Origin of the sequence: Rhodopirellula bahusiensis, assembly GCF_002727185.1 — a bacterium.
GTDB classification, from domain to species: Bacteria; Planctomycetota; Planctomycetia; order Pirellulales; family Pirellulaceae; genus Rhodopirellula; species Rhodopirellula bahusiensis.
Genome location: NZ_NIZW01000047.1, coordinates 1 through 23,881 on the forward strand (window position 1 = coordinate 1; position 23,881 = coordinate 23,881).

20 protein-coding genes are annotated in these 23,881 nt (G+C 55.6%); 7 read left to right on the top strand and 13 right to left on the bottom strand.

All coding sequences use genetic code 11. The features are described from left to right. Positions 1 to 138: 138 nt before the first annotated feature. Genes prmC through rpmE form a run of 3 tightly spaced genes read right to left on the bottom strand, consistent with a single transcriptional unit; the run spans position 139 to position 2,357 of the window. Positions 139 to 1,029, bottom strand: a complete 891-nt coding sequence (gene prmC, locus CEE69_RS30840; RefSeq protein ID WP_099264350.1) for a peptide chain release factor N(5)-glutamine methyltransferase — start codon at positions 1,027 to 1,029, stop codon at positions 139 to 141. 3 nt (positions 1,030 to 1,032) lie between these two features. After that, on the bottom strand, positions 1,033 to 2,115 hold the full coding sequence (gene prfA, locus CEE69_RS30845; protein WP_099264351.1) for a peptide chain release factor 1: 1,083 nt from the start codon (positions 2,113 to 2,115) through the stop codon (positions 1,033 to 1,035). After that, positions 2,112 to 2,357 carry a 50S ribosomal protein L31 gene (gene rpmE / locus CEE69_RS30850; RefSeq protein ID WP_007328932.1) on the bottom strand — a complete coding sequence of 82 codons (246 nt, stop codon included), beginning with the start codon at positions 2,355 to 2,357 and terminating at the stop codon, positions 2,112 to 2,114. The genes prfA and rpmE overlap by 4 nt, the downstream gene beginning before the upstream one ends. Before the next feature lie 438 nt (positions 2,358 to 2,795). Between rpmE and CEE69_RS30855 the strand changes: the two genes are divergently transcribed. After that, a complete protein-coding gene (locus CEE69_RS30855; RefSeq protein ID WP_099264352.1) occupies positions 2,796 to 3,851 on the top strand; it encodes a DUF1559 domain-containing protein in 1,056 nt (351 codons plus the stop codon). Positions 3,852 to 3,895: 44 nt separating this feature from the next. Here the strand turns inward: CEE69_RS30855 and CEE69_RS30860 are convergent, their stop codons facing one another. Further along, positions 3,896 to 4,348 carry a DUF805 domain-containing protein gene (locus CEE69_RS30860; RefSeq protein WP_099264353.1) on the bottom strand — a complete coding sequence of 151 codons (453 nt, stop codon included), beginning with the start codon at positions 4,346 to 4,348 and terminating at the stop codon, positions 3,896 to 3,898. A 390-nt stretch (positions 4,349 to 4,738) separates the two neighbouring features. Between CEE69_RS30860 and glgX the strand changes: the two genes are divergently transcribed. Continuing rightward, complete coding sequence (gene glgX, locus CEE69_RS30865; RefSeq protein WP_099264354.1) at positions 4,739 to 6,940, top strand: glycogen debranching protein GlgX; 2,202 nt, start codon at positions 4,739 to 4,741, stop codon at positions 6,938 to 6,940. A gap of 383 nt (positions 6,941 to 7,323) precedes the next feature. Continuing rightward, positions 7,324 to 10,194 carry an FG-GAP-like repeat-containing protein gene (locus CEE69_RS30870; RefSeq protein WP_233215819.1) on the top strand — a complete coding sequence of 957 codons (2,871 nt, stop codon included), beginning with the start codon at positions 7,324 to 7,326 and terminating at the stop codon, positions 10,192 to 10,194. A 10-nt stretch (positions 10,195 to 10,204) separates the two neighbouring features. Here the strand turns inward: CEE69_RS30870 and ispH are convergent, their stop codons facing one another. After that, positions 10,205 to 11,155, bottom strand: a complete 951-nt coding sequence (gene ispH, locus CEE69_RS30875; RefSeq protein ID WP_099264356.1) for a 4-hydroxy-3-methylbut-2-enyl diphosphate reductase — start codon at positions 11,153 to 11,155, stop codon at positions 10,205 to 10,207. Positions 11,156 to 11,424: 269 nt separating this feature from the next. Here ispH and hpnC point away from each other — a divergent pair, with 269 nt between their 5' ends. The 4 genes from hpnC to CEE69_RS30895 all read left to right on the top strand — a co-directional run bounded on the left by hpnC (position 11,425) and on the right by CEE69_RS30895 (position 17,381). Continuing rightward, positions 11,425 to 12,324, top strand: a complete 900-nt coding sequence (gene hpnC, locus CEE69_RS30880) for a squalene synthase HpnC (RefSeq protein WP_315852556.1) — start codon at positions 11,425 to 11,427, stop codon at positions 12,322 to 12,324. Then, positions 12,321 to 13,331, top strand: a complete 1,011-nt coding sequence (locus CEE69_RS30885; RefSeq protein ID WP_099264358.1) for a phytoene/squalene synthase family protein — start codon at positions 12,321 to 12,323, stop codon at positions 13,329 to 13,331. The genes hpnC and CEE69_RS30885 overlap by 4 nt, the downstream gene beginning before the upstream one ends. Next, complete coding sequence (gene hpnE, locus CEE69_RS30890) at positions 13,328 to 14,779, top strand: hydroxysqualene dehydroxylase HpnE (protein ID WP_099264359.1); 1,452 nt, start codon at positions 13,328 to 13,330, stop codon at positions 14,777 to 14,779. Before CEE69_RS30885 ends, hpnE begins: the two co-directional genes overlap by 4 nt. Positions 14,780 to 14,867: 88 nt before the next feature. Continuing rightward, positions 14,868 to 17,381, top strand: coding sequence for an FAD-dependent oxidoreductase (locus CEE69_RS30895; RefSeq protein ID WP_099264360.1), 2,514 nt, complete (start codon positions 14,868 to 14,870; stop codon positions 17,379 to 17,381). Here the strand turns inward: CEE69_RS30895 and fliO are convergent. The 8 genes from fliO to CEE69_RS30935 all read right to left on the bottom strand — a co-directional run bounded on the left by fliO (position 17,350) and on the right by CEE69_RS30935 (position 23,825). Further along, positions 17,350 to 18,051 (bottom strand): flagellar biosynthetic protein FliO, encoded by a 702-nt coding sequence (gene fliO, locus CEE69_RS30900; RefSeq protein ID WP_099264361.1) that lies wholly within the window; start codon positions 18,049 to 18,051, stop codon positions 17,350 to 17,352. The two genes, CEE69_RS30895 and fliO, sit on opposite strands and share 32 nt — an antisense overlap. Next, a complete protein-coding gene (gene fliN / locus CEE69_RS30905) occupies positions 18,048 to 18,473 on the bottom strand; it encodes a flagellar motor switch protein FliN (protein WP_007326461.1) in 426 nt (141 codons plus the stop codon). The genes fliO and fliN overlap by 4 nt, the downstream gene beginning before the upstream one ends. 16 nt (positions 18,474 to 18,489) lie before the next feature. Continuing rightward, positions 18,490 to 19,047 (bottom strand): dihydrolipoamide acetyltransferase, encoded by a 558-nt coding sequence (locus CEE69_RS30910; protein ID WP_099264362.1) that lies wholly within the window; start codon positions 19,045 to 19,047, stop codon positions 18,490 to 18,492. Positions 19,048 to 19,056: 9 nt separating this feature from the next. After that, the gene (locus tag CEE69_RS30915) at positions 19,057 to 19,812 is read right to left on the bottom strand and encodes an OmpA/MotB family protein (RefSeq protein ID WP_008664651.1); all 756 of its coding nucleotides are present in this window, start codon (positions 19,810 to 19,812) and stop codon (positions 19,057 to 19,059) included. After that, positions 19,812 to 20,573: a motility protein A gene (locus tag CEE69_RS30920; RefSeq protein WP_007326458.1), complete on the bottom strand. Its 762-nt coding sequence runs from the start codon at positions 20,571 to 20,573 to the stop codon at positions 19,812 to 19,814. The genes CEE69_RS30915 and CEE69_RS30920 overlap by 1 nt, the downstream gene beginning before the upstream one ends. A gap of 18 nt (positions 20,574 to 20,591) precedes the next feature. Beyond that, complete coding sequence (locus CEE69_RS30925) at positions 20,592 to 20,837, bottom strand: flagellar FlbD family protein (protein WP_099264370.1); 246 nt, start codon at positions 20,835 to 20,837, stop codon at positions 20,592 to 20,594. Between the two features lie 341 nt (positions 20,838 to 21,178). After that, positions 21,179 to 22,618, bottom strand: a complete 1,440-nt coding sequence (locus CEE69_RS30930; protein ID WP_099264363.1) for an aldehyde dehydrogenase family protein — start codon at positions 22,616 to 22,618, stop codon at positions 21,179 to 21,181. Positions 22,619 to 22,682: 64 nt separating this feature from the next. Further along, positions 22,683 to 23,825: an acyl-CoA synthetase family protein gene (locus CEE69_RS30935; protein ID WP_099264364.1), complete on the bottom strand. Its 1,143-nt coding sequence runs from the start codon at positions 23,823 to 23,825 to the stop codon at positions 22,683 to 22,685. Positions 23,826 to 23,881 lie beyond the last annotated feature (56 nt).

The following is a 23,881-nucleotide window of genomic DNA, read 5'->3' on the forward strand; positions in this document are numbered from 1 at the left end:
ACCCACTGACTGGCGAGCCGTATGCGGGAGAACCGCACGTACGGTTCTGAGGGAGGGGAGTCCGGCTCAACCGGACTTCCCTACCCCTATCTGGATTGCCGTCGGAGACTTGTTTAGAGAGCCTCAGCGCGGAACGGTTCAGGCTTTTTGCATCGAGAGGATGCGTTCGTGACCGGCGAGGTCTTTGATCAGGTGGATCTCTTGGTAGCCGCCGCTTTGCTCGGCCAGCGTCTTGCAAGCACCCGCGATCATGGGGCTGAGTTCGATGATCAGCTGACCGCCATCGTTCAAACGCTCGACCGAATCGTTGAGCAATCGGGCGATGATTTCGGTTCCATCGGGACCGGACAACAACGCACCGCGAGGTTCGAATTCTCGGACGGTGGTTGGCAGTTCGTCGTACTCGGACTGGCTGATGTAAGGCGGGTTGCTGCAGATCACATCGAAGGTTTGGTCGGGTTCCAATCCGTCGAACAAATCGCTCTGCAACAACGCGACACGATCGGAGAGCTTCAAGTTCTCGACGTTCCACTTGGCGATGTCGAGAGCGGTCAAGCTGATGTCGACAGCGGTGACTTGCGTTTTTGGCAGCGACTTGGCGATTGCAACTGCAATGGCTCCGCTGCCGGTTCCGATGTCCAGTACCATTGGGTTCGGCCGGTCAGACATGCGACCTTTGATTTGGTCGATGGCTTCGATGACCAAGTGTTCGGTTTCGGGCCGAGGCACCAACACATTCTCGTCGACGCGAATCGAGATCGAATAGAATTCGCGATAGCCGACCAGTTGGGCGACGGGGGCACCTTCGCCGCGTCGCCGGACGAGTTCACGAAAGGCGACACGTTGTTCTTCTTCGGGAACTTTGTCGAACTGGGTGTAGAGTTCGATGCGTTGGCAGCCCCGCGCATGAGCGAGCAGGATTTCCGCATCCAATCGCGGTGATTCGCTGCCCTTTTTCCGGAAGAAGTCCGTGGTCCATTCCAGCAGACGCATGACGGTCCACGGAGTGTCGTTGCTGGTTTCAGCCATAAATTAGTCAATCATGTCGCCGCGGAGTTGATCGCGATCATATTCGATCAACGCTTCGGTGACAGGATTGAGATCGCCCGCGATGATTTGATCGAGTTTGTAGATCGTTAGGTTGATGCGGTGATCAGTCAACCGGTTTTGCGGGAAGTTGTAGGTTCGAATGCGTTGGCTTCGGTCGCCGGAACCGATCAATCCTTTGCGAGCCTCGGCTTGCTTGGCTGCTTCCTCTTCACGCTTTTTCTCGTAGATCCGAGCCTTCAAAACCCGGAGGGCTTTGGCCAGGTTCTTGTGTTGGCTTTTTTCGTCTTGGCACTGCACGACGATGCCTGATTCATGGTGCGTCAGTCGCACGGCCGAGTCGGTTTTGTTGACGTGCTGACCACCGGGGCCGGATGCACCAAAGAAGTCCTTGCGGTAATCGTCTGGTTTCAGATCGATTTCCACATCTTCGGGCTCGGGCATCACCGCGACGGTTGCGGCGGACGTGTGCACACGACCTTGCGTTTCTGTTTCTGGGACACGTTGAACTCGGTGACCGCCGGATTCATATTGCAGGTCACGGAAGACGTTGTCGCCTTCGAGGGTCAACGTGACATCTTTGAAGCCGCCCATTTCCGTGGGGCTGGCGTCCATCAGTTCGGTTTTCCAGCCCACTTTTTCGGCGTAGCGGGTGTACATTTCGAACAAATCGCGAGCGAACAGGGCAGCTTCATCACCACCCGTCCCGGCGCGAATTTCCATGACGCAACGCGTGCGGTGAGAGTCTTCCCCACCCACGGTCAACGACAGCAGATCTTCCCAAATGGTTTCACGCTCCTTGCGAAGCGTGTCCATCTCGGATTCTGCCATTTCACGTTCGTCGGAGTCTTCGGCATCCGCCACCATCGACACGCACTGATGGATTTCGTCCGTCAGGCGTTTGAAGGTTCGATATTGGTTGGCCAAACGGTTCAGTCCGCCGTGTTCCCTTGCCGTTGCGCTCATGCGAGCGCCATCGGAGAGAACTTCCGGGTCGGACATGTCGCTTTCGAGTTTCTCGAAGCGCGCCAGTTTTTCCTCGAGGATGTCGCGGATGGACCCGCTCATTTGGTGGCTTTCTTAGCCTTCTTCTTTTGCAACGATCCGTAGGTACCAGCAGCAAATTTCTTCTGGAACTTGTCAATACGACCGGCGGTGTCAACGTATTTCAGTTTGCCGGTGTAGAACGGGTGGCACTCGCTGCAAATGTCAATTTTCAGCTCGGGACGCGTGCTGCGGGTGGTGAAAGTGTTGCCGCAACCGCAGGTGACGGACGTTTCTTGGTAGTTGGGGTGAATGCCGTCTTGCATGACGTTCAAACTCGAGCCAATGAGGGTGTTACGACGGTGGTTTTCGACAGAACCGTCGGTCAAGTGAATTCGCTGTCGGTCGAATCCCAGATATTACGTTAAACCAGGTGAAATGTTCAAGGGCGAGGGGCTCAAACACGGGCGAAATCCCCTTCGTGCGGTCGGCGTTGCCAATTGCTTGCCGAAAGAGGGGGCTGCGTTTTGAGTGTTCTGGCCGCGAAGGGTTTGATAATGCGAGTCGATCGCATTAGAGTCCCCCGTTCACCTTCAAAAGCTAGCCAGCCATTGAAGAACGCGACGATGCCTCCGAGTCTCTGACAAGCCAAACGAAATCAAGTTTCGTTGATCGATTGTTTGTCAGATTGCTCCTTTCATCGGCCGCGAATTCTCGCCAGCCATGCTTGTTCTTCAACGAAAACCTGTTTTCGGGACAATTGCATGCGCACGCTCGCACCATCGAAACTCATCACCGCCCCCTCGACGAATCAATCCCCCGCAACGATGCGGCTTGGGTTCACTTTGGTGGAACTGTTGGTTGTGATCGCCATCATTGGCGTTCTGGTCGGATTGTTGCTGCCCGCCGTTCAAGCCGCTCGCGAGGCCGCTCGCCGGATGAGCTGTGGTAACAACCTCAAACAAGTCTCTCTCGCCATTCACAACTACGAGTCGGCCTACAAAAAGCTGCCGCCGGCTTGGACGAACCCTGGTCAAGGATCGGGATGGTCGATGCAGGCTCGCATCCTTCCGTTTCTCGAGGAAGCCGCTTTGTCGGAAGGGGTCGACTTCAGCCGCGATTACGGCGAATCCTATCTGACGATCGATGGCGTCCAGGTTCCCACGTCGTCTTTTCGGGTCCCTGCCTATCAGTGCCCCAGCGACCCGCGGGATAACCCTCGCTTTGGATCGTCTGGTCCACAGTATTACAAGCTGAACTACGCCACCAACGAAGGTGTTTGGTTCGTGCTGGATGAATCAACGAATCAGGTTGGCGATGGAATGTTCGTTCCCGGTCGCTACCTCGGTTTTCGAGATTGCTTGGATGGGACCAGCAACACAATGGCTCTGGCGGAAGTCAAGGGTTGGACACCGTATGCTCGTGACGCGAAACACACCGGAACGATGACGATGCCGATCGACACGGACGAGATTTGTGCTTTGGGTGGTGATTTCAAAACCGAAACGGGGCACACAGAATGGATTGATGGCCGCGTGCACCAAGCCGGTGTCACAACCGTCTTTTCACCGAACAAGAAAGTTCTGTGTGAGATCTCCGGCGTGGAATACGACATTGATTTCACGAACATGAGAGAAGGCAAATCGCCTCCGGCAGGTGTTCGCACTTACGCCGCGGTCACTTCTCGAAGTTATCACCAGGGTGGCGTTCATGTGTCGTTGCTGGATGGTTCGGTTCGCTTCGTCACCGATTCGGTTGAGCTTGAACTTTGGCAGTCGATGTCGACGCGGGCGGGACACGAAGTCATTCAGATCCCTTAGTTAATTAGTTAAGACGCGAACTGTTCGAACCAGACGGTCCGGCATCAAACGGAGAAGGCGAACGTGACAATCAATCCAACGACGCCAAGCACCATTGCGAACAGAACCAGCCCAATGACCTTTCCCGCGGTGTCGAGCGTTTTGGTGTCTGCGTAGCCTTCCGGGCAGACCATGCAGCGAAGGAAGACAAATAGGTTGATCAAGGGGATTATCGTCGCAAAGGCCCAGAATCCGCTGCTGCCCTGATTGATCATGCGGTACCAGGACAACGCGATCGTGGCGACTCCGGCGATCAGTGCCAGCGGAATCTCCACCGACACCATTCCAGCGTTGGAAACGGAGTAGGCGACTTCGGCAAGGATCCACTGCACGGCAGTGATCCCAAAATACCCGAGTGCAAAAGCCAAGCGGCCGATGCCACCGTACCGCATTCCACCGGCGGCATACGAGTCTTCGGAAATTTCGATGGTCGTTTGGTACGGGTTTTGTTCGTTCATAGACCTGTTCAATGTGTCAGGGCGGAATCCGGACCTGTATTTCTTCGCAAGGGGAGATCGGTGACAGGGCCGCCTGCGGGAGGTCGTGTTTGTAACTCTGACGCTCGGATGCACGATATCATGGTGCAGTCACACGATTCTAATTTTCCTCTTTGGGAGACGTTTGAGAGCGACTGAAATGAAAGGTTGTCGGATTCATCCAATCCTTTTGGCTGAGACCGGAATAGTGTTCTGATCTGCATCATAAGGGGTGCCGGAACAGCTTGCCTTGATGAATCGATCGATTCGTTTGATGCAGGGAGTTTCGCCGAAGGTCAGATTTGATCCGTGGTGGTGGGTTTCGCCTGCCGATCCGTGATCGAGTGCTAGGGTTGAGCGGACAACTGGAAAATGCCTGACCGGTTCGTCACATGTGGGTTCAGCGAACTTCGCCGAGCACACGATGGTCTTGAAGGACCACGACAGCCGAATCAGGCCAGCGACTCAAGGAGCGATCTCTACATGCTGATGCGACAACCGTGCCCCGATCTTCAGTTCGCCTACTCCCCGCCGTTCGGAGCGACGCTCACGGAGAAGGGAGTGCAGTTTTCGGTCTTCAGCCGATCCGCAACCGAAATGCGGTTGCTGCTGTACAACAAGGTGACCGATCGCGAACCAGCTCAAGTCATCGACTTCGATCGGGGAACCGACCGTTGGGGCGATGTTTGGAGCTTGCACGTACCTGGCCTGGAAGCAGGCCAACTTTATCACTTCCAAGCCAGCGGACCCTGGGAACCTGAAAACGGTCACCGGTTCGATTCCACGGCTCGGTTGATCGATCCTTATGCCCAGGCTTTGGCGGGAACCTACCAAAAGCAAACTGATGGCGTTGTACGTCCACCGAAGTGTGTGGTCGTCGACGGTTCGTTTGATTGGGAAGGCGATCGTCACGTTCGACGCGATGTCAGTGAGTCCATTATCTACGAGATGCACGTTCGTGGATTTACCAAGAGCAAGACCGCCAAGGTAAAGGCTCCTGGAAGTTACTTGGGCGTGATCGAGAAGATCCCCTATCTCAAATCGTTGGGTGTCACCTCGGTTGAGTTGATGCCGGTGCACGAATTCCCCATTCGGGACCCGCAGGGCAAAAAGCTTTCGCGACCGAACTATTGGGGATACGACCCAATGGCGTTCTTCGCGCCTCACCGCGGATATGCACACGACTCGGCGCCTGGTGCTCAGGTCAACGAGTTCAAACAGATGGTCAAAGCCCTGCACTCCGCAGGAATCGAAGTCATCCTCGACGTGGTGTTCAACCACACCTGTGAAGGCAACGAGCAAGGGCCAACGCTGTCGTTCAAGGGACTTGAAAACCAAGTCTATTACATCCTTTCGGAAGGCCAGCACTACTGCAACTACAGCGGTTGTGGCAACACGATCAATGGGAATCACCCTGTCGTTCGCGAGATGATTTTCCACTGCTTGCGTCACTGGGTGCACAACTATCACGTCGATGGTTTTCGATTCGATTTGGCGAGTATCCTCAGTCGCGACCGGAACGGGAACTTGATTCCCAACCCACCGATGGTGGAACTGATCGCGGAAGATCCCATGTTGGCGGATACAAAGATCATCGCGGAAGCGTGGGATGCTGCTGGTGCGTACCAAGTCGGTAGCTTCGGCAACCACCGCTGGGCGGAATGGAACGGTCGCTACCGCGATGACGTGCGAGGTTTCTGGCGTGGTGACGCTGGAACGCTCGGACCATTGGCGACCCGTTTGGCCGGAAGCAGCGACTTGTATCAGCACGCAGGTCGTCCGCCGTCTTGCAGCGTGAACTTGGTGACCACACACGATGGTTTCACCATGAACGATTTGGTTTCGTACAAGGACAAGCACAACGAAGCCAACGGTGAAGACAACAACGACGGTGACAACCACAACATCAGTGACAACTATGGCGTGGAAGGCCCGACGCGAAAGAAGGCGATCAGCACGATTCGCAGTCAACAAGTTCGCAACATGTTGGCGACGTTGTTGACCAGCCAAGGCGTGCCGATGATCGTCAGCGGTGACGAAGCTCGTCGAACCCAGAAGGGCAACAACAATGCCTACTGCCAAGACACGGACATCTCATGGTTCGATTGGCGGTTGGTCGAGAAGAACGCGGATTTGGTCCGTTTCGTCAGTGCATTGATTGAGTTCCGAAAGAACCAGCCCACGATCCGCCGCCGCGAATATTTGACTGGGCAACCAGTGGATGGTCGCAAGGTGCCGGACGTTTCGTGGTACGGACCATCGGGAGATCCTCTGAATTGGGATCAAGGCGAGTTGGCAATGGCAGCGTACATCGCTGCTCCGAGCCGAATCGATGATCCAGAAGGTTTGGGCCGCGACGTGATCCTGATGTTCAATAGCACCGGCGATCACCGTGATTTCCACTTCCCCGAGATCGCTCGTGGAACGCAGTGGAATTTGTTTGTCGACACCTCCGCACCATCGCCGGAAGACATCTATCCGGATGTCGATGGGCCGATGCCGCCGAACAATCGAATCGTGGAAGTCGGTCGCCACTCGATGCGGATCTATGTCTGCAACGCGGTACCGAAGTAGTCCCATCACGGACGCAAAGTAATTTTTGATCGACCTTCCGCAGCGCATCGCTGGGAAGATTGAAGACTCGGTCGCCCGGCGACCGCACTTCTCTTTTTGCACTTGTCTACAAGCTTTTCTACGATTCGCGGCAGGAGAAACCTTGCCGCGGATCGTTTCGTTTAGAAACGTTCGGCTATCATCGTGGTATGCAGGCAACGCTTCTCTTGACGATCTTCTCAACGGCGACACGAACGCCACCGACGGCATCGCCTCGACGCTGCGCAAGCTTGTGTCTTGGATGGATGTTGGTGGGTTGCTGGGTCGGGTGCAAACCATCGGAGTCTACCACGCCCGAAGTTTCCACCGAGGTTCCGAAGGCCGTTGTCCAAGAACCGTTGAGCTTGCGAGATCAAATTGAACGGAAGATTCGCGATGGTCGACTGAGCGAAGCGATCGTGTCTTTGGACGAATTGATCGCGACAAAACCGTCTGATGAGATCGCCCTTGCATCGCAGGCCGCCAGTTTGGCCTTTGAAGCTGGCGATGCGAGCGATGCGATGAAGCGGCTACGGGATTTGATCCAGGCTCATCCTCAGAAGGTCGAATTGCGAAGAGACTACGCGGGGTTGTTGGCTCAGCGTGGCTATCGGTTCGATGCGAACGAGCAATACCGTTTGCTTGCGGGACGTGTTGTCTTGAGTCCGCCTGAGTTGATCGGTTTGATCTATCCGCATCGGCCTCAAGTCAATTTTGAAGCCAAGCCCGATATCCAAGATCAAGCGGCGGTGAATCGCAAAGGAGTGCTGAGTGTTGTTGCCGCACTTCGCAGTCGTGGCGATTTGCAGGAAGCCATCGACGCGTTGGTCAACAGCGACGAAGTCAATCGCAAGGACCCAGCCGCCGTCGCGATGCTTGGTTGGTTGTACGCCTCCGCTCAGCAAACGTCCGAGTGGATTGATTGGACAATTGAGGCCGACGCAAAACGGCTTCGTCGTTACCCGGCCTATTGGTTGGCGTGGGGCATCGCACTGCGCGATGGTGTGCTGTCATCGCAAACGGAAGTGACGCAGGCAGATTTTGATCGCCGCAATGACTTCGCCGCTCGTTGCTTCTTGGAAGCGATCCGTCGTGAACCGCACAGCCAAGTCGCATGGGATAGCCTATCCGCCACGTTGGAAGTATTGGACGCCGAGTCGAAGGCAGTTTCTGCGAGAGAAGGTTTGATCGAGGATGCTCGCGAACGACTTGACGAGCGATTGCTGCAGTTGGACGAGACGCAGTGGCTCGCGAATCAACTTTGGAATGCACAATCCAATCCGATGTCTCGAGAGGGACAAGCGGAGATGTTCGACCGTTTGGCGGACATGCTTTGGAAGCAAGGTTGTCTTGGGGAATCGCTGGGTTGGGAAACGCTTTTGGCATCCATGCATCCAATAAAGGACTGGAGCACCCTCAGGCGAACAACGCAGGAAACGTTTACGAAACACCCCAAAGGGATCGACGAAGAAGTTTTGCTGGTGGGATTGGAGCCCAAACAGTTTGCAGACCAACGTTCTGTCTGGATGGAATCACTGGCCAAGCGATCTCGCAGCGAAACTCCGGCCGGCAGTGAATCGCCGATTAGCGTCGATTCGACCCAAGCTCGTTTGGTGAACGTGGCATCGGAGTTGGGCATCCATTTTCAATGGTTCAACGCGGTTGATCCCGTCGAGTCGGAATTTCGATTGCACGAGCCGTTGGGTGGCGGCGTAGCTTGTTTGGACTTTGATGCCGATGGACGAGTTGATTTGTATTTCAACCAAGCTTCAGGCGAGGCTACCACGCGTGCGGGCGTGAAGCCCAATGCGTTGTATCGTCAACTGGATGGGAAGTTCACTGACATCGTCGATGCGTCGATGAGCGACGATCGCGGGTATGGGCACGGGGTGACCGCCGGCGATTGGAATCAAGATGGTTGGCCGGATCTCTTGCTCGCCAACTTTGGTGAAAACGCATTGCTGATCAACCAAGCAGACGGGACATTTGAAAAACACTTGCTCTCGGAATCGAGCGAAACTGAATCGGTTTCTTCAGAATCGTTCACCCTTTCCGCGGCCATCGCTGATGTGACCGGTGACAATCTGCCAGATATTGTCGAGATCAATTACGTCGATGATCCTGCGGTTCGGAAGCCGATCGAAAGAAACCCAGATGGGACCCCGGTGAAGTTGCCCGGTCCGTTGCATTTTCAACCGGCACTGAGTGAGGTGTTGGTTTCGAGCGGAAAGGGTGCCGGACGGCGACAATCATTGGGTGATTCAGAACAAGCTCGCAGCACCGGCATGGGTGTGATGATTGCCGACATCGATCAGCAGCCGGGCAATGAAATCTTCGTCGCGAATGATCAACGAGCCAACCATCTTTGGTTTCAATCTGGCGATGCAAACGGAAAGCACTCTTGGCAAAACCAAGCTGCTATACGAGGCGTCGCCGTTGGACCTGGTGGAGACAAAAACGCTTGCATGGGCATCGCGATGGCGGACTTCAATCGTGATCAGAAATTGGATTTGCACGTCAGTAATTTCTACGACGAATGGGCGAACCACTTTTGCCAAACGAATGCCGGGATGTTTGCTGATCGGGCTGTGGCGTTTGGCATCGATCAATTGACGTCACGCACAACGGGGTTTGGAGTGCAGTCCTTGGACTACGACAACAACGGCTGGATTGATTTGTTGGTCGCCAATGGGCACGTCGAAGATTTGACTGACCGTGGGACACCCTTTCGGATGAAGACGCAATTGTTGGTCAATCAAGGCCAACGTTTCGAGCTCGCTGACATGGACGACCCGGAAAGTCGTTGGGATCGAGAACGACTGGGGCGTGGCGTGGCGACTTGCGATTTCAATCGTGATGGTCGATTGGATGCGGTTGTGACTTACGCGGATTCTGCGGCGGAACTCTTGCGAAACGAAACGGCGGCCGTTGGCAACTACGTCCAGTTGCGACTGATCGGTACGCGATCCGAGCGGGATGCCATCGGGGCTCGCGTCGAGGTTGTATCTGGCGATCAGGTTTGGACCGGGATGGTCGCCACCGGCGATGGCTACGCTTGTCGCAACGAAGCCATTTTGCATTTCGGCTTAGGAGACATGTCAAGGCTGGATTCGATCACCGTTCAATGGCCGACTGGCGAAAGTCGACATTGGGAATCTAGCGGAAGCGAACTGCTCAACGTCAATCAACGCATCGGCATCGTCGAAGGTTTGCCAGATCCGTTTACTGATCATTGATCGGGGCGGCTCATTTCGATGCCGCTTGTTCAGCCGCGAAAGCTCGCAAGGGTTTGGGCAGTGGGAACTGCACGTCTTCTTCCCGAACGACTTGAGTGTCGACGGTGGCGTCGAAGTTGTTTTGTAGCCACTCGATGGTGGATTGAACGACTGATTCAGGAGCACTCGCACCGGCGGTAATCAGAACCGTGTCGTCACTGGAGAATTGGTCCGCGGCAAGGTCCTGCGGGCCATCGACCAGCAATGCACGTTTGCCTTGTTCGGCGGCAAGTTCGCGAAGTCGTTGACTGTTGCTGCTGTTTTGGCTGCCCAACACAACGACCACATTGGCATCGGCCCGGAGCAGCTTGACGGCTTCTTGCCGGTTCTGAGTCGCGTAGCAAATGTCGTCTTTCGGTGGCGAATGAATTTCGGGGAAACGTTCGCGAAGTCGGCGGATGACTCGACCAGCATCGTCGACCGACAAAGTCGTCTGAGTCAGATAAGCCAGTTGGGTACCGGGTTCGAATTCCAAGCGGTCAACGTCGTTTTCATCTTCGACCAACACGATCGCTTCGGGGGCTTCGCCCATGGTGCCGAGCACTTCGTCGTGACCTTCGTGGCCAATCAAGATGATTGTGTAGCCTGCTTTGGCATACTTGATCGCTTCGAGGTGAACCTTTGTGACCAATGGGCAAGTCGCGTCAAGCGCGTGCAGCTTACGAGCTTGGGCGGATTTGCGAATTTCGGGCGAAACGCCGTGAGCGGAGAACAGCAACACGCCGCCCTCGGGGACTTCTTCGATTGTGTCGACGAAGACCGCACCTTTTTCGCGAAAAGTCTTGACCACAAATTGGTTGTGGACGATCTCGTGGTAGACGTAGACCGGTGGGCCAAACTTTTGCAGTGTCAGGTCCAGCGAATCAATTGCCATGTTGACCCCGGCGCAGAAACCACGGGGAGCCGCCAAAATGATTTTCATGGGAGTCAATCTTTGAAGTCGCTGGCGGCGTTCAATCGCAGGCACCCAGCGTGTTTGTTCTTGGGGAGTTGGTCATCAGCTAGAATAACCGCAGAAGCCCCAAAACGTCCAACGGCCCCATTTCAGGCTGGTCCTCAACAGGTCTCTCATTGCCCTCCGCCACCACCTTCGATCGCACGGATGACCCCAGACCCGATTCGGGCTGCGCGGGGGTGGTTTCCAGCAAAATTATCCTTGATGAGGATGGCCGTGGTTGTTTTCGTGATGGTTTGGCGGAATCTCGCGCCGAGTGTCGCGCCATCGCGAAATCCAGTCGTGAAAATTTTTTGGTGGCGACGTGTTTGTTGCCGCGAGCGGTGCGTCAGCCGTTTTACGATTTGTATGCCTTTTGTCGCACGGCAGATGACCTAGCGGATGAATCAGGCAGCCCGGAAAAAGCCTTGGTTGCTCTGGAGAAGTACCGGCTTGCGGTCGCGGGGATGTATTCCCAGACGGAGCAAAACACGCAATGCGAGGGCATCTTCTTGGCGCTCGCGGACACGGTCCAGCGGTTTTCGATTCCTCGACAATTGCTGGACGATTTGCTGGACGCATTCGTTCAGGATCAATCGACGGTTGGCTATCGCGATGAAGAGCAGTTGCTGGACTACTGTCGCCGATCAGCCAACCCGGTCGGCCGAATGATCCTGCGGTTGGCAGATGCGGACACCGACGAAAACGTGTTGTTGTCAGATGAAATTTGCACCGCATTGCAGTTGGTCAATTTTTGGCAGGACGTTTCTCGCGATCGGCTGATTGGTCGCGTTTATCTCCCCGAGTCGATCATGCAAAGATTTGGGTTCGACGAAGACACCATCCGCCGAGTTTTGAATTCGGGGCAGACCACGCCCAGCGAAATTCGTGAGGCGATCCAATTCCTGTGTGAACAAACACGAGATCGATTTCATCGCGGGAAGCCGTTGGTGGACCGTGTTCCAAGATGGTTGAACGCTGATTTGAGTCTGTTCATTGGAGGTGGCCTCGCGACCATCGAGGCGATCGAAGCGATTGAGTTTGATGTGTTGCGAGTCCGTCCCGTCGTTCGACGTTCGACGCAAATACGGTTGCTCGGTCGAGCAATGTGGCAACGGTTTCGATTCGGACGCGTCAGCGGGGGAGACTCACGATGACGCCCGAGCACAAGCAACTGGCATCCAGCTACGCCGCCGTCCGAAGAATTTCGCGTCGATCGGGAAGCAGTTTTTATCGCTCGTTTTGGTTGCTGCCGCGAGCGAAGCGGGATGCAATGTCAGCGCTGTACGCCTTCGCTCGCGTGACGGATGATCTGGGGGATTGCAACGAACCGCTGGCGTTGCGACGGAGGTGGCTGCAGTGGTGGCGGCAGACGACGGCGATGAATTTAATTGGCGAAGGTAGCCAGCCGATTCGTTTGGCGGACGACATCGAGAACATTCCGCCCAACTCAACAGTGGATTTGGTTCGGCACGCAACCGAGATCATGCCCGCCCTCCGCCATTCCGCGAATCGCTACCAGATTCCGTCTCGATATTTGTTGGAAATCATTGACGGCGTGATGGCCGACCAGGAGAAGAACCGTTTCGACACTTTTGAGCAGCTTGAACATTATTGTTACTTGGTTGCGTCGGCTGTTGGCATTGCATGCTTGCATATTTGGGGATTCCGATCGCCGTTGCCGATGCAGGCAGCCGTGGATTGCGGGTTGGCGTTTCAACTGACCAATATTCTGCGGGATGTCAACGAAGACGCCGATCGCGGTCGTATCTATCTTCCCCGTCAGCACTATGAACAACATGGTTTAGAAGAAGATGACCTTCTGAATCCTCGCAAAGACGCGCGTTTGCGTTGTTTGTTGTTGGACGAGACTCGGCGTGCAGCGAAGCTGTTTGATTCGGGCTGGCGAGTTTGGGATTCTTTGGATGACGATGGCCGGCCGATGTTCAGCATGATGTGGCGGACGTACCGAAAGTTGTTGCAACGTATCATTGACGACCCGGACGCGGTGGTTTCTCGAAGAGTTTCATTGGGAATGCGAGATCGCATTGGAATCGTGTCTCACCATTTTGTTGGACCGCTCTACCGACGACTGCCCGTTCCACCGCTGGAGTTGTTGACTGTCGACGGTGGTGTCTCGACTGATACTGACGAACCGGTATGACGATTCGTGTCGTTGTTATAGGAGGAGGCATCGCCGGGCTGTCCGCTGCGGAGGCACTTTCGCGAACAGGCGTATTTCGTCGTGCAGAACTGGAAGTCGTGCTGGTCGACTCTCGGCACAACACTGGTGGGCGAGCAGGATCGTTTGTGGAGCCAACCACTGGCCAGTCGGTGGACTATTGCCAGCATGTCGCGATGGGTTGCTGCACGACGTTGTTGGACCTGCTCGAGCGGATGAACTTGCTGGATCATTTTCAACGTTTCGAAGATCTGACGTTCTATCACCCGCGGCATGGATTCAGTCGTTTCAGCCCGAGTTCATGGTTGCCGCCACCGTTGCATCTCGCTTCGGCGTTGTCTTCATTGAAGCATCTGACGTCGAAGAATCAGCGAGAGATTCGGTCGGGATTGTGGCGCCTGATGCGGACGCGGGAGGCCGAATTGGTCGATGTGACTGCGTTGGATTGGCTGAAGGCCTGTGGTCAGTCCGAAGACACGCTGGAGAAGTTTTGGGATGTGATTTTGGTGAGCGCTTTGGGCGATGCTCCAGATCACGTCTCGATGGCCGCAGCTAGAAAGGTGTTGATTGATGGGTTTGCCGGGGCGAGACATGCAAGTGACGTCTGGGTGCCGCGACGTCCACTGTCAGAGATCTTTGGAGAACGCTTTCGAGAACCATTGGCTCGGTGCGGCGTTGGGTTTGAGTTGGGGCATGCGGTACGCGGATTGAGTTGGGATGCAGCCTCTGGGCAGTGGGACATCGAACGCTCCGGTGCTGATTGCTTGAAGGCTGATCATGTGATTGTGGCGACGCCGTGGCACGTCAGTCGCCGCTGGTTTCCGGAATTGTGGGACGATTGCTCTGGGCAGCAGCGACGGGAAGACGTGGAGCGGGCGGACGCATTTGCATCGTCGCCAATCACTGGCTTGCATCTGTGGCTCGATCGTTCGCTTACGCCCATGCCGCATGTGGTGATGGTGGGAACACTGGCTCAATGGTTCTTTCAAAATCCGATCAAATCGTCTGAGCCAACACCGACTTCGGACGGCGTTTATCACCAGGTCGTGATCAGCGGGAGGCATGCCGGAAGTGACTGGCCCAAGGAGAGACTGATCGCGGAAGTGGTGCGAGAACTGTCGGAGGCGTTTCCCGAAGCCGGAGTTCCTCAAGTTTTGAAAAGCCGCATTGTGATGGATCCGCACGCTGTTTTCAGTGTCAGTCCGGAGACCCAAGTCCGGCGTCCGAAATCGACGACAGCACTTTCTGGGCTACATTTAGCGGGAGACGCGATCGCGACGGGATGGCCGGCAACGATGGAAGGTGCCGCGATCAGCGGGCAGATGGCGGCGAAGTCGGTGCTGGATTCAGTTTTGGTGGGGGGCGGCGAGCAAGTCGCTTTTTCCGAAGAACTCAAGCGAGGTTGGCTGGCTCGTCGATTGATCCGGTAGTCCGTCGAGATGGGATGCTGAGCGATCTGGTTTGCCGTGCACCTAAAGTATTCAATCGAATGACCCTTTTTCACGGGAGTGAACGATTTTGGATCAACTGATCCCCGCATCTTTGGCCGAGCGTCGGCGTTGGGTGGTTGCACCTGATCAGACTGATCACCCGCCAGGTGAGATGGTGTTGTACTGGATGCACAACGCCGTGCGGGGGCACGAAAATCCAGCTTTGGATGCGGCGATTTGGATGGCACATCAAACCGGATTGCCGCTTCTTGTGTACCACGGTCTTTCCGAAAAGTACCCGTATGCGTCGGACCGGCATCACGCTTTCATCATGCAGGGGGCACGCGATGTTCAGCGAGAATTGCAAGCAAGGGGGATCACCTACGCTTTCCATTTAGAACGTCATGGGCACCGCGGGCCGCACCTTCGAGATTTGTGTCGGCGTGCTGCGGTGCTCGTCAGCGAGGAAATGCCCGTTGCGCCAATTGCATGTTGGGTCGAGCGATTGCGAAGTTTGGTGACGACGCCGATCATGTTGGTCGACACGAGTTGCATTGTTCCATCTCAGTCGGTGGAAGCGGCTCCGACGCGAGCGTACGAGTTCCGACGTGCAATTCAGGGTGAACTCGAGGATCGACTGGAACGCCCATACCAAGAGTTGCCTGCCAACGTGAAACCGGCCAAGTTCACGGGGCCTTTGGGATTCGACCCGATTGATCTGCAGGACATTGGTTTGTCTGATCTGATTGGCCAATGCAAAATCGATCATTCAGTTGGTCCTGTCGCTGATACTCCCGGAGGAACGAGAGCAGGATACGCTCGTTGGAATCACTTTTGTGAGGCTTCGCTGAACCAGTATTCGAAACGTCGCAATCGTTCCGACGAACCGTTGGCGGTCAGTCGCATGAGCGGTTATTTGCATTACGGAATGGTCAGCCCATTCCGCATCGCTCGGGAAGCCGCCGCGAAGGGTGCGACGAAATTCGTGGATGAACTGGTGGTTTGGCGAGAGATGGTGTTTCGATTTTGCTTGGAGCATGTCGAAGACCTCGACACGATGGCCGCGCTTCCGGATTGGGCACGCGAAACGTTGCAAGATCATGCCGAGGATCCTCGCGACGAGGTGTTGGACTGGGAGTCACTCGCACGCGGGAAGTCTTCGCTGCCACTTTGGAATTTGGCTCAGAAGAGTCTTCTGCAGCATGGTGAGTTGCACAACAATTTGCGGATGACTTGGGGCAAAGCATTTCTCGCGATGACTTCTCAGCCCTCTCAGGCTCTGGCCCAGTGCATCGACCTGAATCATCGGTATGCGATCGATGGCCGAAGTCCGGTCAGCTACAGCGGTATCCTGTGGTGCTTGGGGCAGTTTGATCGTCCTTTCATGCCAGAACAAGCGATCTATGGAACCGTTCGAGCACGAGATGTCGATGAACACGAACGCCGCATCGACGTGCCGCGATTGACTGGCTGGATTGATCGTCCGATTGCCGAATCTTTGCCTCGCGTCGCGATCATTGGTGCGGGACTTGGGGGATTGGCCGCGGCACGAACATTGGCCGACCACGGGTTGGATGTTTGCGTGTTTGAAAAATCTCGCGGTGTCGGCGGACGTATGGCGACTCGACGCAGCGACACGGGTGGAGGCTTTGATCATGGTGCCCAGTACTTCACTGTTCGTGACGATCGATTCGCTCGGCACGTGCGAAGTTGGATCCACCAAGGTTTGGTCGCACCCTGGATGCAGCCCATCGTCGAGTTGAAGCGGGGCGGGCAGGTCATGGAAGAGAAATGCGGCACACCTCGATACGTTGGTGTTCCTGGGATGAACGCGATTGGCAAGCATTTTTCTGCCGATTTGAATGTTCAATTGCGATCGACTGTTGTTTCCATCGAACGAGCAGGCGATCGGTGGAAGCTGCGACTTGAGAAGGCAGACGGTCCATCTTCCAGTGATTCTTCTTGCGAAATGGCGGATGACGAATTCGATTGCGTGATTGTGAATTGTCCACCAGAGCAAGCGGCAAATCTGTTGGATGGACACACGGACATCGTCGAAGCTGCGAAGCAGGTTGAGATGTTGCCGTGCTGGTCCGCGATGATTCGTGGAGAAGGTCTTTCTGACCTTGGCTACGCGGGAGCCTTCATCAATGAAGGGCCGCTGTCGTGGACCGCTCGCAACGATGCGAAACCGGGGCGAGAGACCGCCGACGCAGCTCATAGTTCATGGGTGTTGCACGCTTCCACGGATTGGTCGAAGAAGCACCTGGAGCAATCGGCCGAATGGGTCGCCGAACAGTTGCTCGTCGCATTCCAGGAAGCGACCGGTCAGCAATTTGACAAAGTGATCATCAACCAAGCTCATCGATGGCGATACGCCAATCCTGTGTCGCCATTGGAGCAGGATTGTTTGTGGGACCCGACCACGGGACTCGGAGCCTGCGGTGATTGGTGTGGCGGCCCGCGGGTCGAAGGTGCCTTCCTGAGCGGAATGGCGATGGCGGGTGCCGTGATGCGTCACACAACAATCGATCGCGCGGCGCCGAAGTTGGACGGCTTAGCTGATTCAGTTACGCGGACGCAAAAAGTCGACGCGGTTTAGACGGTGTGGTCTCGGAAGCAGCGGGGCGCTCCACGAACCCAGATGCCACCGGCTCTCGTTCGATTTGACGCATGGTTTGCTCAAAGACGGCACGCGCTTCGGCGGAGCAACTGGCGATCAGTTCTCGAACTTCATCGGGGTCGGTGACTTCTGAAATGGGCGTCACACCGGAGGACGTTTGGCTGAGCACCAAGACACGACGGCCACATTTGACGAGCAAGAGTTTGGTTCGCGGGTCGAGCATGACATGCCCGAGTGGACTGAGCGTGGAGGCCGACAAGGGTTTGGATGCGGCGGTACCGCCTCCGAATCGACGGCTGACCCAGACCAACCCACAGAACAAAGCCAACACGATGGCGAGACTCGAGCCAACGGTGACAAGCGGTGCGATGTTTTTTGATCGCGAAGATTCGCCATCGGGTTTGAGTTCGAGACCGGAGCCTTTGCTTTCCGACGGAAGTTGGTATGCAGACGCTTCTTGATTCTCCGCACGAGTCGACAGAGCAGGGAACCCACGCCCGACGACTTTGGGTGCTTCGGGTGAAACACTTTGCGATGGCAGCGTGTTGCTGAGGTAGCTTTGGTCCGCGACGGCGGTTTCGCCAACGCAAACGATTGTGACGAAGGCCAGTACGAGGCAGTTGGCCGGTGCGGTGATGCGACGGATCATGAAGAAGCTCCGACCAATTCAGTCACCCGCACGCAGAAGTTGTCGTTCATGACTAAGACTTCGCCACGTGCGATCAGTCGACCGTTGACGTAAATGTCGACGGGGTCACCGGCTAGCTTGTCCAGAGCAACGACGCTGCCTGCACGTAGACGCAGGACTTCTTCGAGTCGCATTTGGGTGCGTCCCAGTTCGATGCGAAGATCCATCTCGACTTCGCCGAGAAGATCGACATCGTGGGCGGCTTCACCGAGTGAGTTTGGCGAGAGATCGCCAAGGGCGAATGGTCGCGGCACATCGCGTTCGGTGGATTCTTTGTCGCCGGTTGCGGCAGCGAGGGATTGCGATGCTTCATTGAGCAACGCCTCAATATCATCCGTATTGAGTTGTTCGCTGGATTCCGTTTGATTCTCCGTCTCGCTCACGATCGTGCACTCCGTGTCACTCCTCGATCAGCTGGAATTCGTGAAACCCGACACCCAGCAATAAATCTTCATCCAGAAGATGGTTACATGTCGTCAAAATTCGACGCTGTAGCAAGCCCAATTGGTTTTCGGTGAGCTCATTCAGTTCGCTGTTTCGGATCTTCATTCGGATCGCATGACGAAGACGGCCCTTCTTGGAGTCGAACTCCTTCGTCATTTTATCGCGGTTTTTCTTGCGAATCAGCCCGTAGAGCCTCAATTCCACTCGGAAAGACCGTTCGGTTTCGATCGGGCTGAAGGTCTCACCGAACGCACCCAAATCAAATTCGATTTCTTGATTTTCGTCGGACTGTTCCTGTTCAGCCTTCTCGGCACCCTCTTGAACCGATTGAATCAGTTCCGCTTCTGCGAGGGCGCTGACCTGTTCTGCACTCGGGACGAGGAAGAAGAACATTCCTGTTTCGAGGACGACCACCATTCCCACGAACAGAACGATCAGACTGGTGTTACTGCGAGGTTTTGCCGGAGCATCCTCGAGTTCAGGTTTGTCGTCGGTTTTGTTTTCGTCGGCCATCGGATTGTCTTAAGCCTGAGGACTTTGGTCGTTGGAGTCGGAATCGGAGGTCCCTTTGGGGTCCTCCACTGTTTCATCGAGCAGGAACACTTCGACACGCGAGTCGTTGCCGAATTTGGTGATCGTTGCGTTGCGGGTGATTGGTTCGGTTGCTTCGGCTGAGGAGACTCGGAAACGGTCCGAGGCGATCCCTTGCTTGGAAACCAAGTAGCGTTTGACGGCAGCGGCACGACGAATGGCCAACAACATGGCCTCATCGGTTCCAACGGTACGAGCGGCAAACTCTGCCGAAACGTGACCACGGACTTCAATGCGTTGTGGCTTGCCACGAAGTTGTTGGGCGGTTTGTTCCAAAATGCGTTGGCTGGCGGGAGTCAGCAGATCGCTGCCGACTTCAAAGAACACGACGCTGCCAACCGCGGTCATGTGACCTGGCCGAACAATACGAACGTGATGCTCTTCTCCAATCGGAGCCTTTTCAGGAACGCCACCTCGAGCGGTGTCCTTTTTCTTGGCTCGGCCAGTGGTCGAGAGAACGGAGAATTCCATCGAACGCGGTTTCGCATCGCCTGGTGCCAACGCTTCGAGTGTGCGTTTGTAGCCAAACTGTTGCTGCATTGAATCGACGAGCGCTTGATAGGTTTCCTCTTCTTTGATCTCACTGAGCGAGACCAACATGATGAAGAACGTCAAAAGCAAACTCATCATGTCGCCGAACGTGACAACCCATTCGGGAATGCCGATTTCTTCTGGTTCATCGTCCATTACTGCAGTTCCCTTTGTTTGGCTGGCAGATAGGTCTGCAGTTTCTGGTCAATCGCTCGCGGGCTTTCACCGGACTGAATCGCCATGACGCCACGGATGGCGATTTCCATGCTGAGTTGTTCGTTGCGGCTCATCAGCCCCAGCTTTTCAGCGAAGGGGCTGAAGAACACGTTGGCCACGATGGCTCCGTACAGCGTCGTGATCAGTGCGACCGCCATACCGGCTCCAATTCCCGAAGGATCGGACATGTCTTGGAGCATCATGATCAGTCCCATCAGCGTCCCGATCATCCCGTACGCCGGAGCGAATCGACCGAGTTGATCCATGATGGATTTGCCTTCGCGGTGACGCATCGCCATCCCAGCGACTTCGGTGCGAAGGACTTCTTCCACGATCTCGGGTGCCGTTCCGTCGACTGCCATTTGCAGTCCGGTCTTCACGAGTGAGTTGTTGATCTCGCCGATCTTTGATTCCAAAGCCAGTAATCCATCACGGCGTGCGATCTCTGCGAGTTCGACGATTGATTTAATCAAAGCCAGACGATCTTCGCCTTTGTTCAAGATGACTTTCAATGCGATGATCGGGCTCTTCAAAATCGATCCCATTGGGAAGCAGATCAAAGCAGCCGCGAATGCACCCCCGACCACCACCAATCCTGATGGGATGTCGATGAAGGCGGAGAACGGTGCGTTACCCAAGAGGATAGAGACGAGGATCAAACCGATTGCGAAAATCAGGCCGAGCAGACTGGCGATGTCCATTGGATTGGTTTCTTCGTTCTAGGAAGTCGTGTGTGGGATGGAATCCGTTGGTGCTGAACCAAGCGTGGTTGGCATCGGCGGCAGGAAATGTTTGCGTTGTTGATATTCGATGGATCGGTCGACGACCTCGTCCATCGTTTCCCTGACTGCCAGCCGTTCGCCGTTGTTCAAGGTGACAAAGGTGTCACCGCGTCGTTCGACGTATCGAATCAGCTCGGCGTTGAGAACGAAGGCTTCGCCGTCGAGTCGAGTGAGCTTGATCATGTTTGGCGTCCCCCGCGGTTTCTGTGGACCATTCGCGTTTGCGATTGCCTCTGTCGATCGACACCGTGCTGCCAATCGAACTTGGTCTGCTGAAAGGTAGGTCACGTTAGTGGACATGCGGCAACAGCCGGTTGATTCCTGGGGTGTTTTCGCAACACACCCGAGAAACCGGAACAATCGATTCAATCGCAACCGAGCGAGTTGTCGGATGTTGCCAAACGCCTTCGCAAAGCCAACTGAGTGTTGGATGAGGCCAAAAAGAAACGCCGCGAAAGCAAACTGCTTTCGCGGCGTCAGGAAGATTTGGTTGAGTCGATGTGACTCAGGTGCCAGGTTCTAGCTCAAACGTTGGCTGTGGCCGGCATCGGTGCGATCTGATACGCGCGGTTGGCGAACAAGAACTCAATGATGTTGCCTTCGTGAGGCTGCAACCAATTCAAGCGGTTGGTGGGCAATGGTCCGATGTTCAGTCGGTCGATGTCCACGCACCGTGATGCGGCTTGGATGAATTTCTCGTCCGATGTGATCACCGTGCCGATCAGGCTGGTGCCGATCCGAGAGAGCATTTGGTCCTGCGGGCACTCGACGACGCTGACGAATGGGAACATGTATTCTTTCGCCGCGACACCTCGGTCAGGCGAATCAGCGTGAACGACCATCGGACGAAGGTAGGCACAGTGATCACGTTCGATCAGCTTCTCACCGTACTCGGCCGTCATGTCCGTCACACCACTCTCGGCCAAGTCCTGTTGAACCATCGCGTAAGTTCCGGTTGCCATGGCAGGAACGGTGAAGGCTGCCAACTGGGCCTCGGGGTCGCTTGGTGGGCGAACATCGACTGGTCCGATTCGCTCCGCGATCGCAGCTGCGATTTCTCGTGTATGACGACTGGCCCAGATGCCGGAGCAGTTGATGCAACTGCGACCGGAATTGCTCAGCACACTTTCCACCATCACATCCAAGAACATCTCCCAATCGTCGACGATGTCGTCGCCGAGCAAGATCTTGGAGAATCCAGGACCATGCGGTTGAACCTTTGGGTTGCCCGCGTGTTGAGCGATCGTTTGGGCGCTGCCGAAGATCATGCTGCGTGCGGTCTTGGCCATGATGGCTCCGCCCGCGTCGTGTCCACCGGGGTACAAACCAAATGCGGCCGATGGAACGCCGGCTTCGATGAAGGCGGAGACCATTCGGTATGGCGTCCAAGGTTCTTGCGAACCGGGTTTGAGAGCCAACCCGATTTGCATTGGGATCGCTGGCAACCAAAGCGTATGAACGCCAGGTGAGTTGTTCGGCAGGATGGCACCCAAGATCGGTGTCTGTGCTTGATAGCTCACGGTGACGCCGCGGCCTTCTTCTCCGTAGCCCTTCGACAGAATCGAAAGGTCCAATCCACGGGTCAAACAGTCCAAGATCTGTTCCATGTTGCTGAGCACGAAACTGTTCTTGGCCATGTTGGACTGGCACATGTGCTCGGGCAATCCCGTGCTAGCCGATTGTTGATGAATGAAATCGTCAACGGTTTGCTGCGAGTCGCCAACCGTCAATGTCTCTTTCTCGAACAGTTCGGCGGCCTTTCGGCACATCTGCAGCAGTTCGTTGGTGGGAACTTCGAGGAGCGCTTCGCGAGCTTTATGGGCCACTCGCAAATCGCGGCCAACGATTCCGCCGCCGACTGTTCCGATGCGTGCGATCGGTTCACCCGTATCAAAGTGAACGACGTCGTTGAACTCGAGGGACTCGTATTGTTTGCCCCAGCGAAGAGGATTCAGTGTGATCATGGATGTCGAATTGAAGTCGGAGGTGGAACGAGGGTGATGTCGATGTGCCGAACGGCAGCGTCAATCAATAGACGCCGACGGTGGTGGCACTCGCCAATTCGTGGAACGGACGTACGCCGCTGACCCCATCCCAGGGATAGGTGTCAAAAGGCTGTTCGCGTTCGCCTTCGTCACGTTCCATGAATCCAGGCACAAAGAATTCATCCGTCAGCGTGTAAAGCTTCACGCGGCCCGTTTCTCCGTATCCAACTTTGGCGTTGTAGTCGTCGAACTGAACGACTTCGGTGACCGCGCGAGGTTGTGGTGCGTAGTAGCTGATCTTGTACCCATCCGCGGCGGTGATGGGTTTGCTGCAAGCGAGCCCCATCAACGTGTTCCCATAGGTGGGAGTCATGAACACGCCACCTTCATCGGGCGATCCGCCAAGCATTTCTTCCACGGCGAATCGAGTCCACTGAGGTGTGAACTCCGTGCCGCCGGAAAATATCCCTTTGATGCCGACTTCCGCCAGCGAGGTGCCTTTTTCTTCGAGCCCCTCGTTCAATGATTCAAGCAACTTGGGCGTGGCAAACATGCATTTCACGTCATGTCCCGCGGTCAAGATCGTGATGGCCTGATCGATGCAGTGTTTCTTGTACTCTTCGAGGTGGTCCATCCACCCCTTCTTGATCAACTTGACAACCCAACGAGGGTCCAGGTCGATGCAGAAACAGATTCCGCCACGGTGCTGTGCGAGGTGTTCCACTGCCAAACGAAGGCGGCGCGGGCCACTGGGGCCGAGCATGAGCCAGTTTGACCCTTTCGGGAAATGCTCATCCGGGAGCGTGTCGCTGAACAGCTCGTAATCCTTCCAATGATCCTCGATCACCATTCGGCTTTTGGGGATTCCGGTCGTCCCGCCCGTTTCGAAAACGTAAACGGGTTTGCCGGCATGACCTTTGGGGACCCAGCGATTGATGGGACCGCCTCGGAGCCATTCGTCCTCAAAGTGGGGGAACTTCTTCAGGTCATCGAACGATTTCACGTCAGTGAGCGGGTCGAAGTTAAGTTCCGCCTTCTTTTCGAGCCAGAACGGCGATCCCGTGTCATCGCTGAAGTGCCAATGAACGGTTTTCAGAGTGTGTTCGTTGAGCTGATCGAGTGCCTTTGCCGCGGCGGCTTGGACTTCGGGATTGATTGGGGCGGGAGCACCTTCAACAAGACTCATAGGGTCCTCAGGTGGGATTGGGAGAGAGGAGGGAAAGGGATAGGTCTGAGTTTTCT

Excerpts from the sequence above, each read along its gene's own strand:
- CEE69_RS30910 (WP_099264362.1), bottom strand. The coding sequence starts at position 19,047 with ATGGCCGACGAAAACAAAACCGACGACAAACCTGAACTCGAGGATGCT.
- CEE69_RS30915 (WP_008664651.1), bottom strand. The coding sequence starts at position 19,812 with ATGGACGATGAACCAGAAGAAATCGGCATTCCCGAATGGGTTGTCACG.
- fliO (WP_099264361.1), bottom strand. The coding sequence starts at position 18,051 with ATGATCCGTCGCATCACCGCACCGGCCAACTGCCTCGTACTGGCCTTC.
- CEE69_RS30860 (WP_099264353.1), bottom strand. The coding sequence starts at position 4,348 with ATGAACGAACAAAACCCGTACCAAACGACCATCGAAATTTCCGAAGAC.
- CEE69_RS30925 (WP_099264370.1), bottom strand. The coding sequence starts at position 20,837 with ATGATCAAGCTCACTCGACTCGACGGCGAAGCCTTCGTTCTCAACGCC.
- CEE69_RS30935 (WP_099264364.1), bottom strand. The coding sequence starts at position 23,825 with ATGAGTCTTGTTGAAGGTGCTCCCGCCCCAATCAATCCCGAAGTCCAA.
- prmC (WP_099264350.1), bottom strand. The coding sequence starts at position 1,029 with ATGGCTGAAACCAGCAACGACACTCCGTGGACCGTCATGCGTCTGCTG.
- prfA (WP_099264351.1), bottom strand. The coding sequence starts at position 2,115 with ATGAGCGGGTCCATCCGCGACATCCTCGAGGAAAAACTGGCGCGCTTC.
- CEE69_RS30855 (WP_099264352.1), top strand. The coding sequence starts at position 2,796 with ATGCGCACGCTCGCACCATCGAAACTCATCACCGCCCCCTCGACGAAT.
- glgX (WP_099264354.1), top strand. The coding sequence starts at position 4,739 with ATGCCTGACCGGTTCGTCACATGTGGGTTCAGCGAACTTCGCCGAGCA.
- rpmE (WP_007328932.1), bottom strand. The coding sequence starts at position 2,357 with ATGCAAGACGGCATTCACCCCAACTACCAAGAAACGTCCGTCACCTGC.
- CEE69_RS30920 (WP_007326458.1), bottom strand. The coding sequence starts at position 20,573 with ATGGACATCGCCAGTCTGCTCGGCCTGATTTTCGCAATCGGTTTGATC.
- hpnE (WP_099264359.1), top strand. The coding sequence starts at position 13,328 with ATGACGATTCGTGTCGTTGTTATAGGAGGAGGCATCGCCGGGCTGTCC.
- CEE69_RS30930 (WP_099264363.1), bottom strand. The coding sequence starts at position 22,618 with ATGATCACACTGAATCCTCTTCGCTGGGGCAAACAATACGAGTCCCTC.
- ispH (WP_099264356.1), bottom strand. The coding sequence starts at position 11,155 with ATGAAAATCATTTTGGCGGCTCCCCGTGGTTTCTGCGCCGGGGTCAAC.
- CEE69_RS30885 (WP_099264358.1), top strand. The coding sequence starts at position 12,321 with ATGACGCCCGAGCACAAGCAACTGGCATCCAGCTACGCCGCCGTCCGA.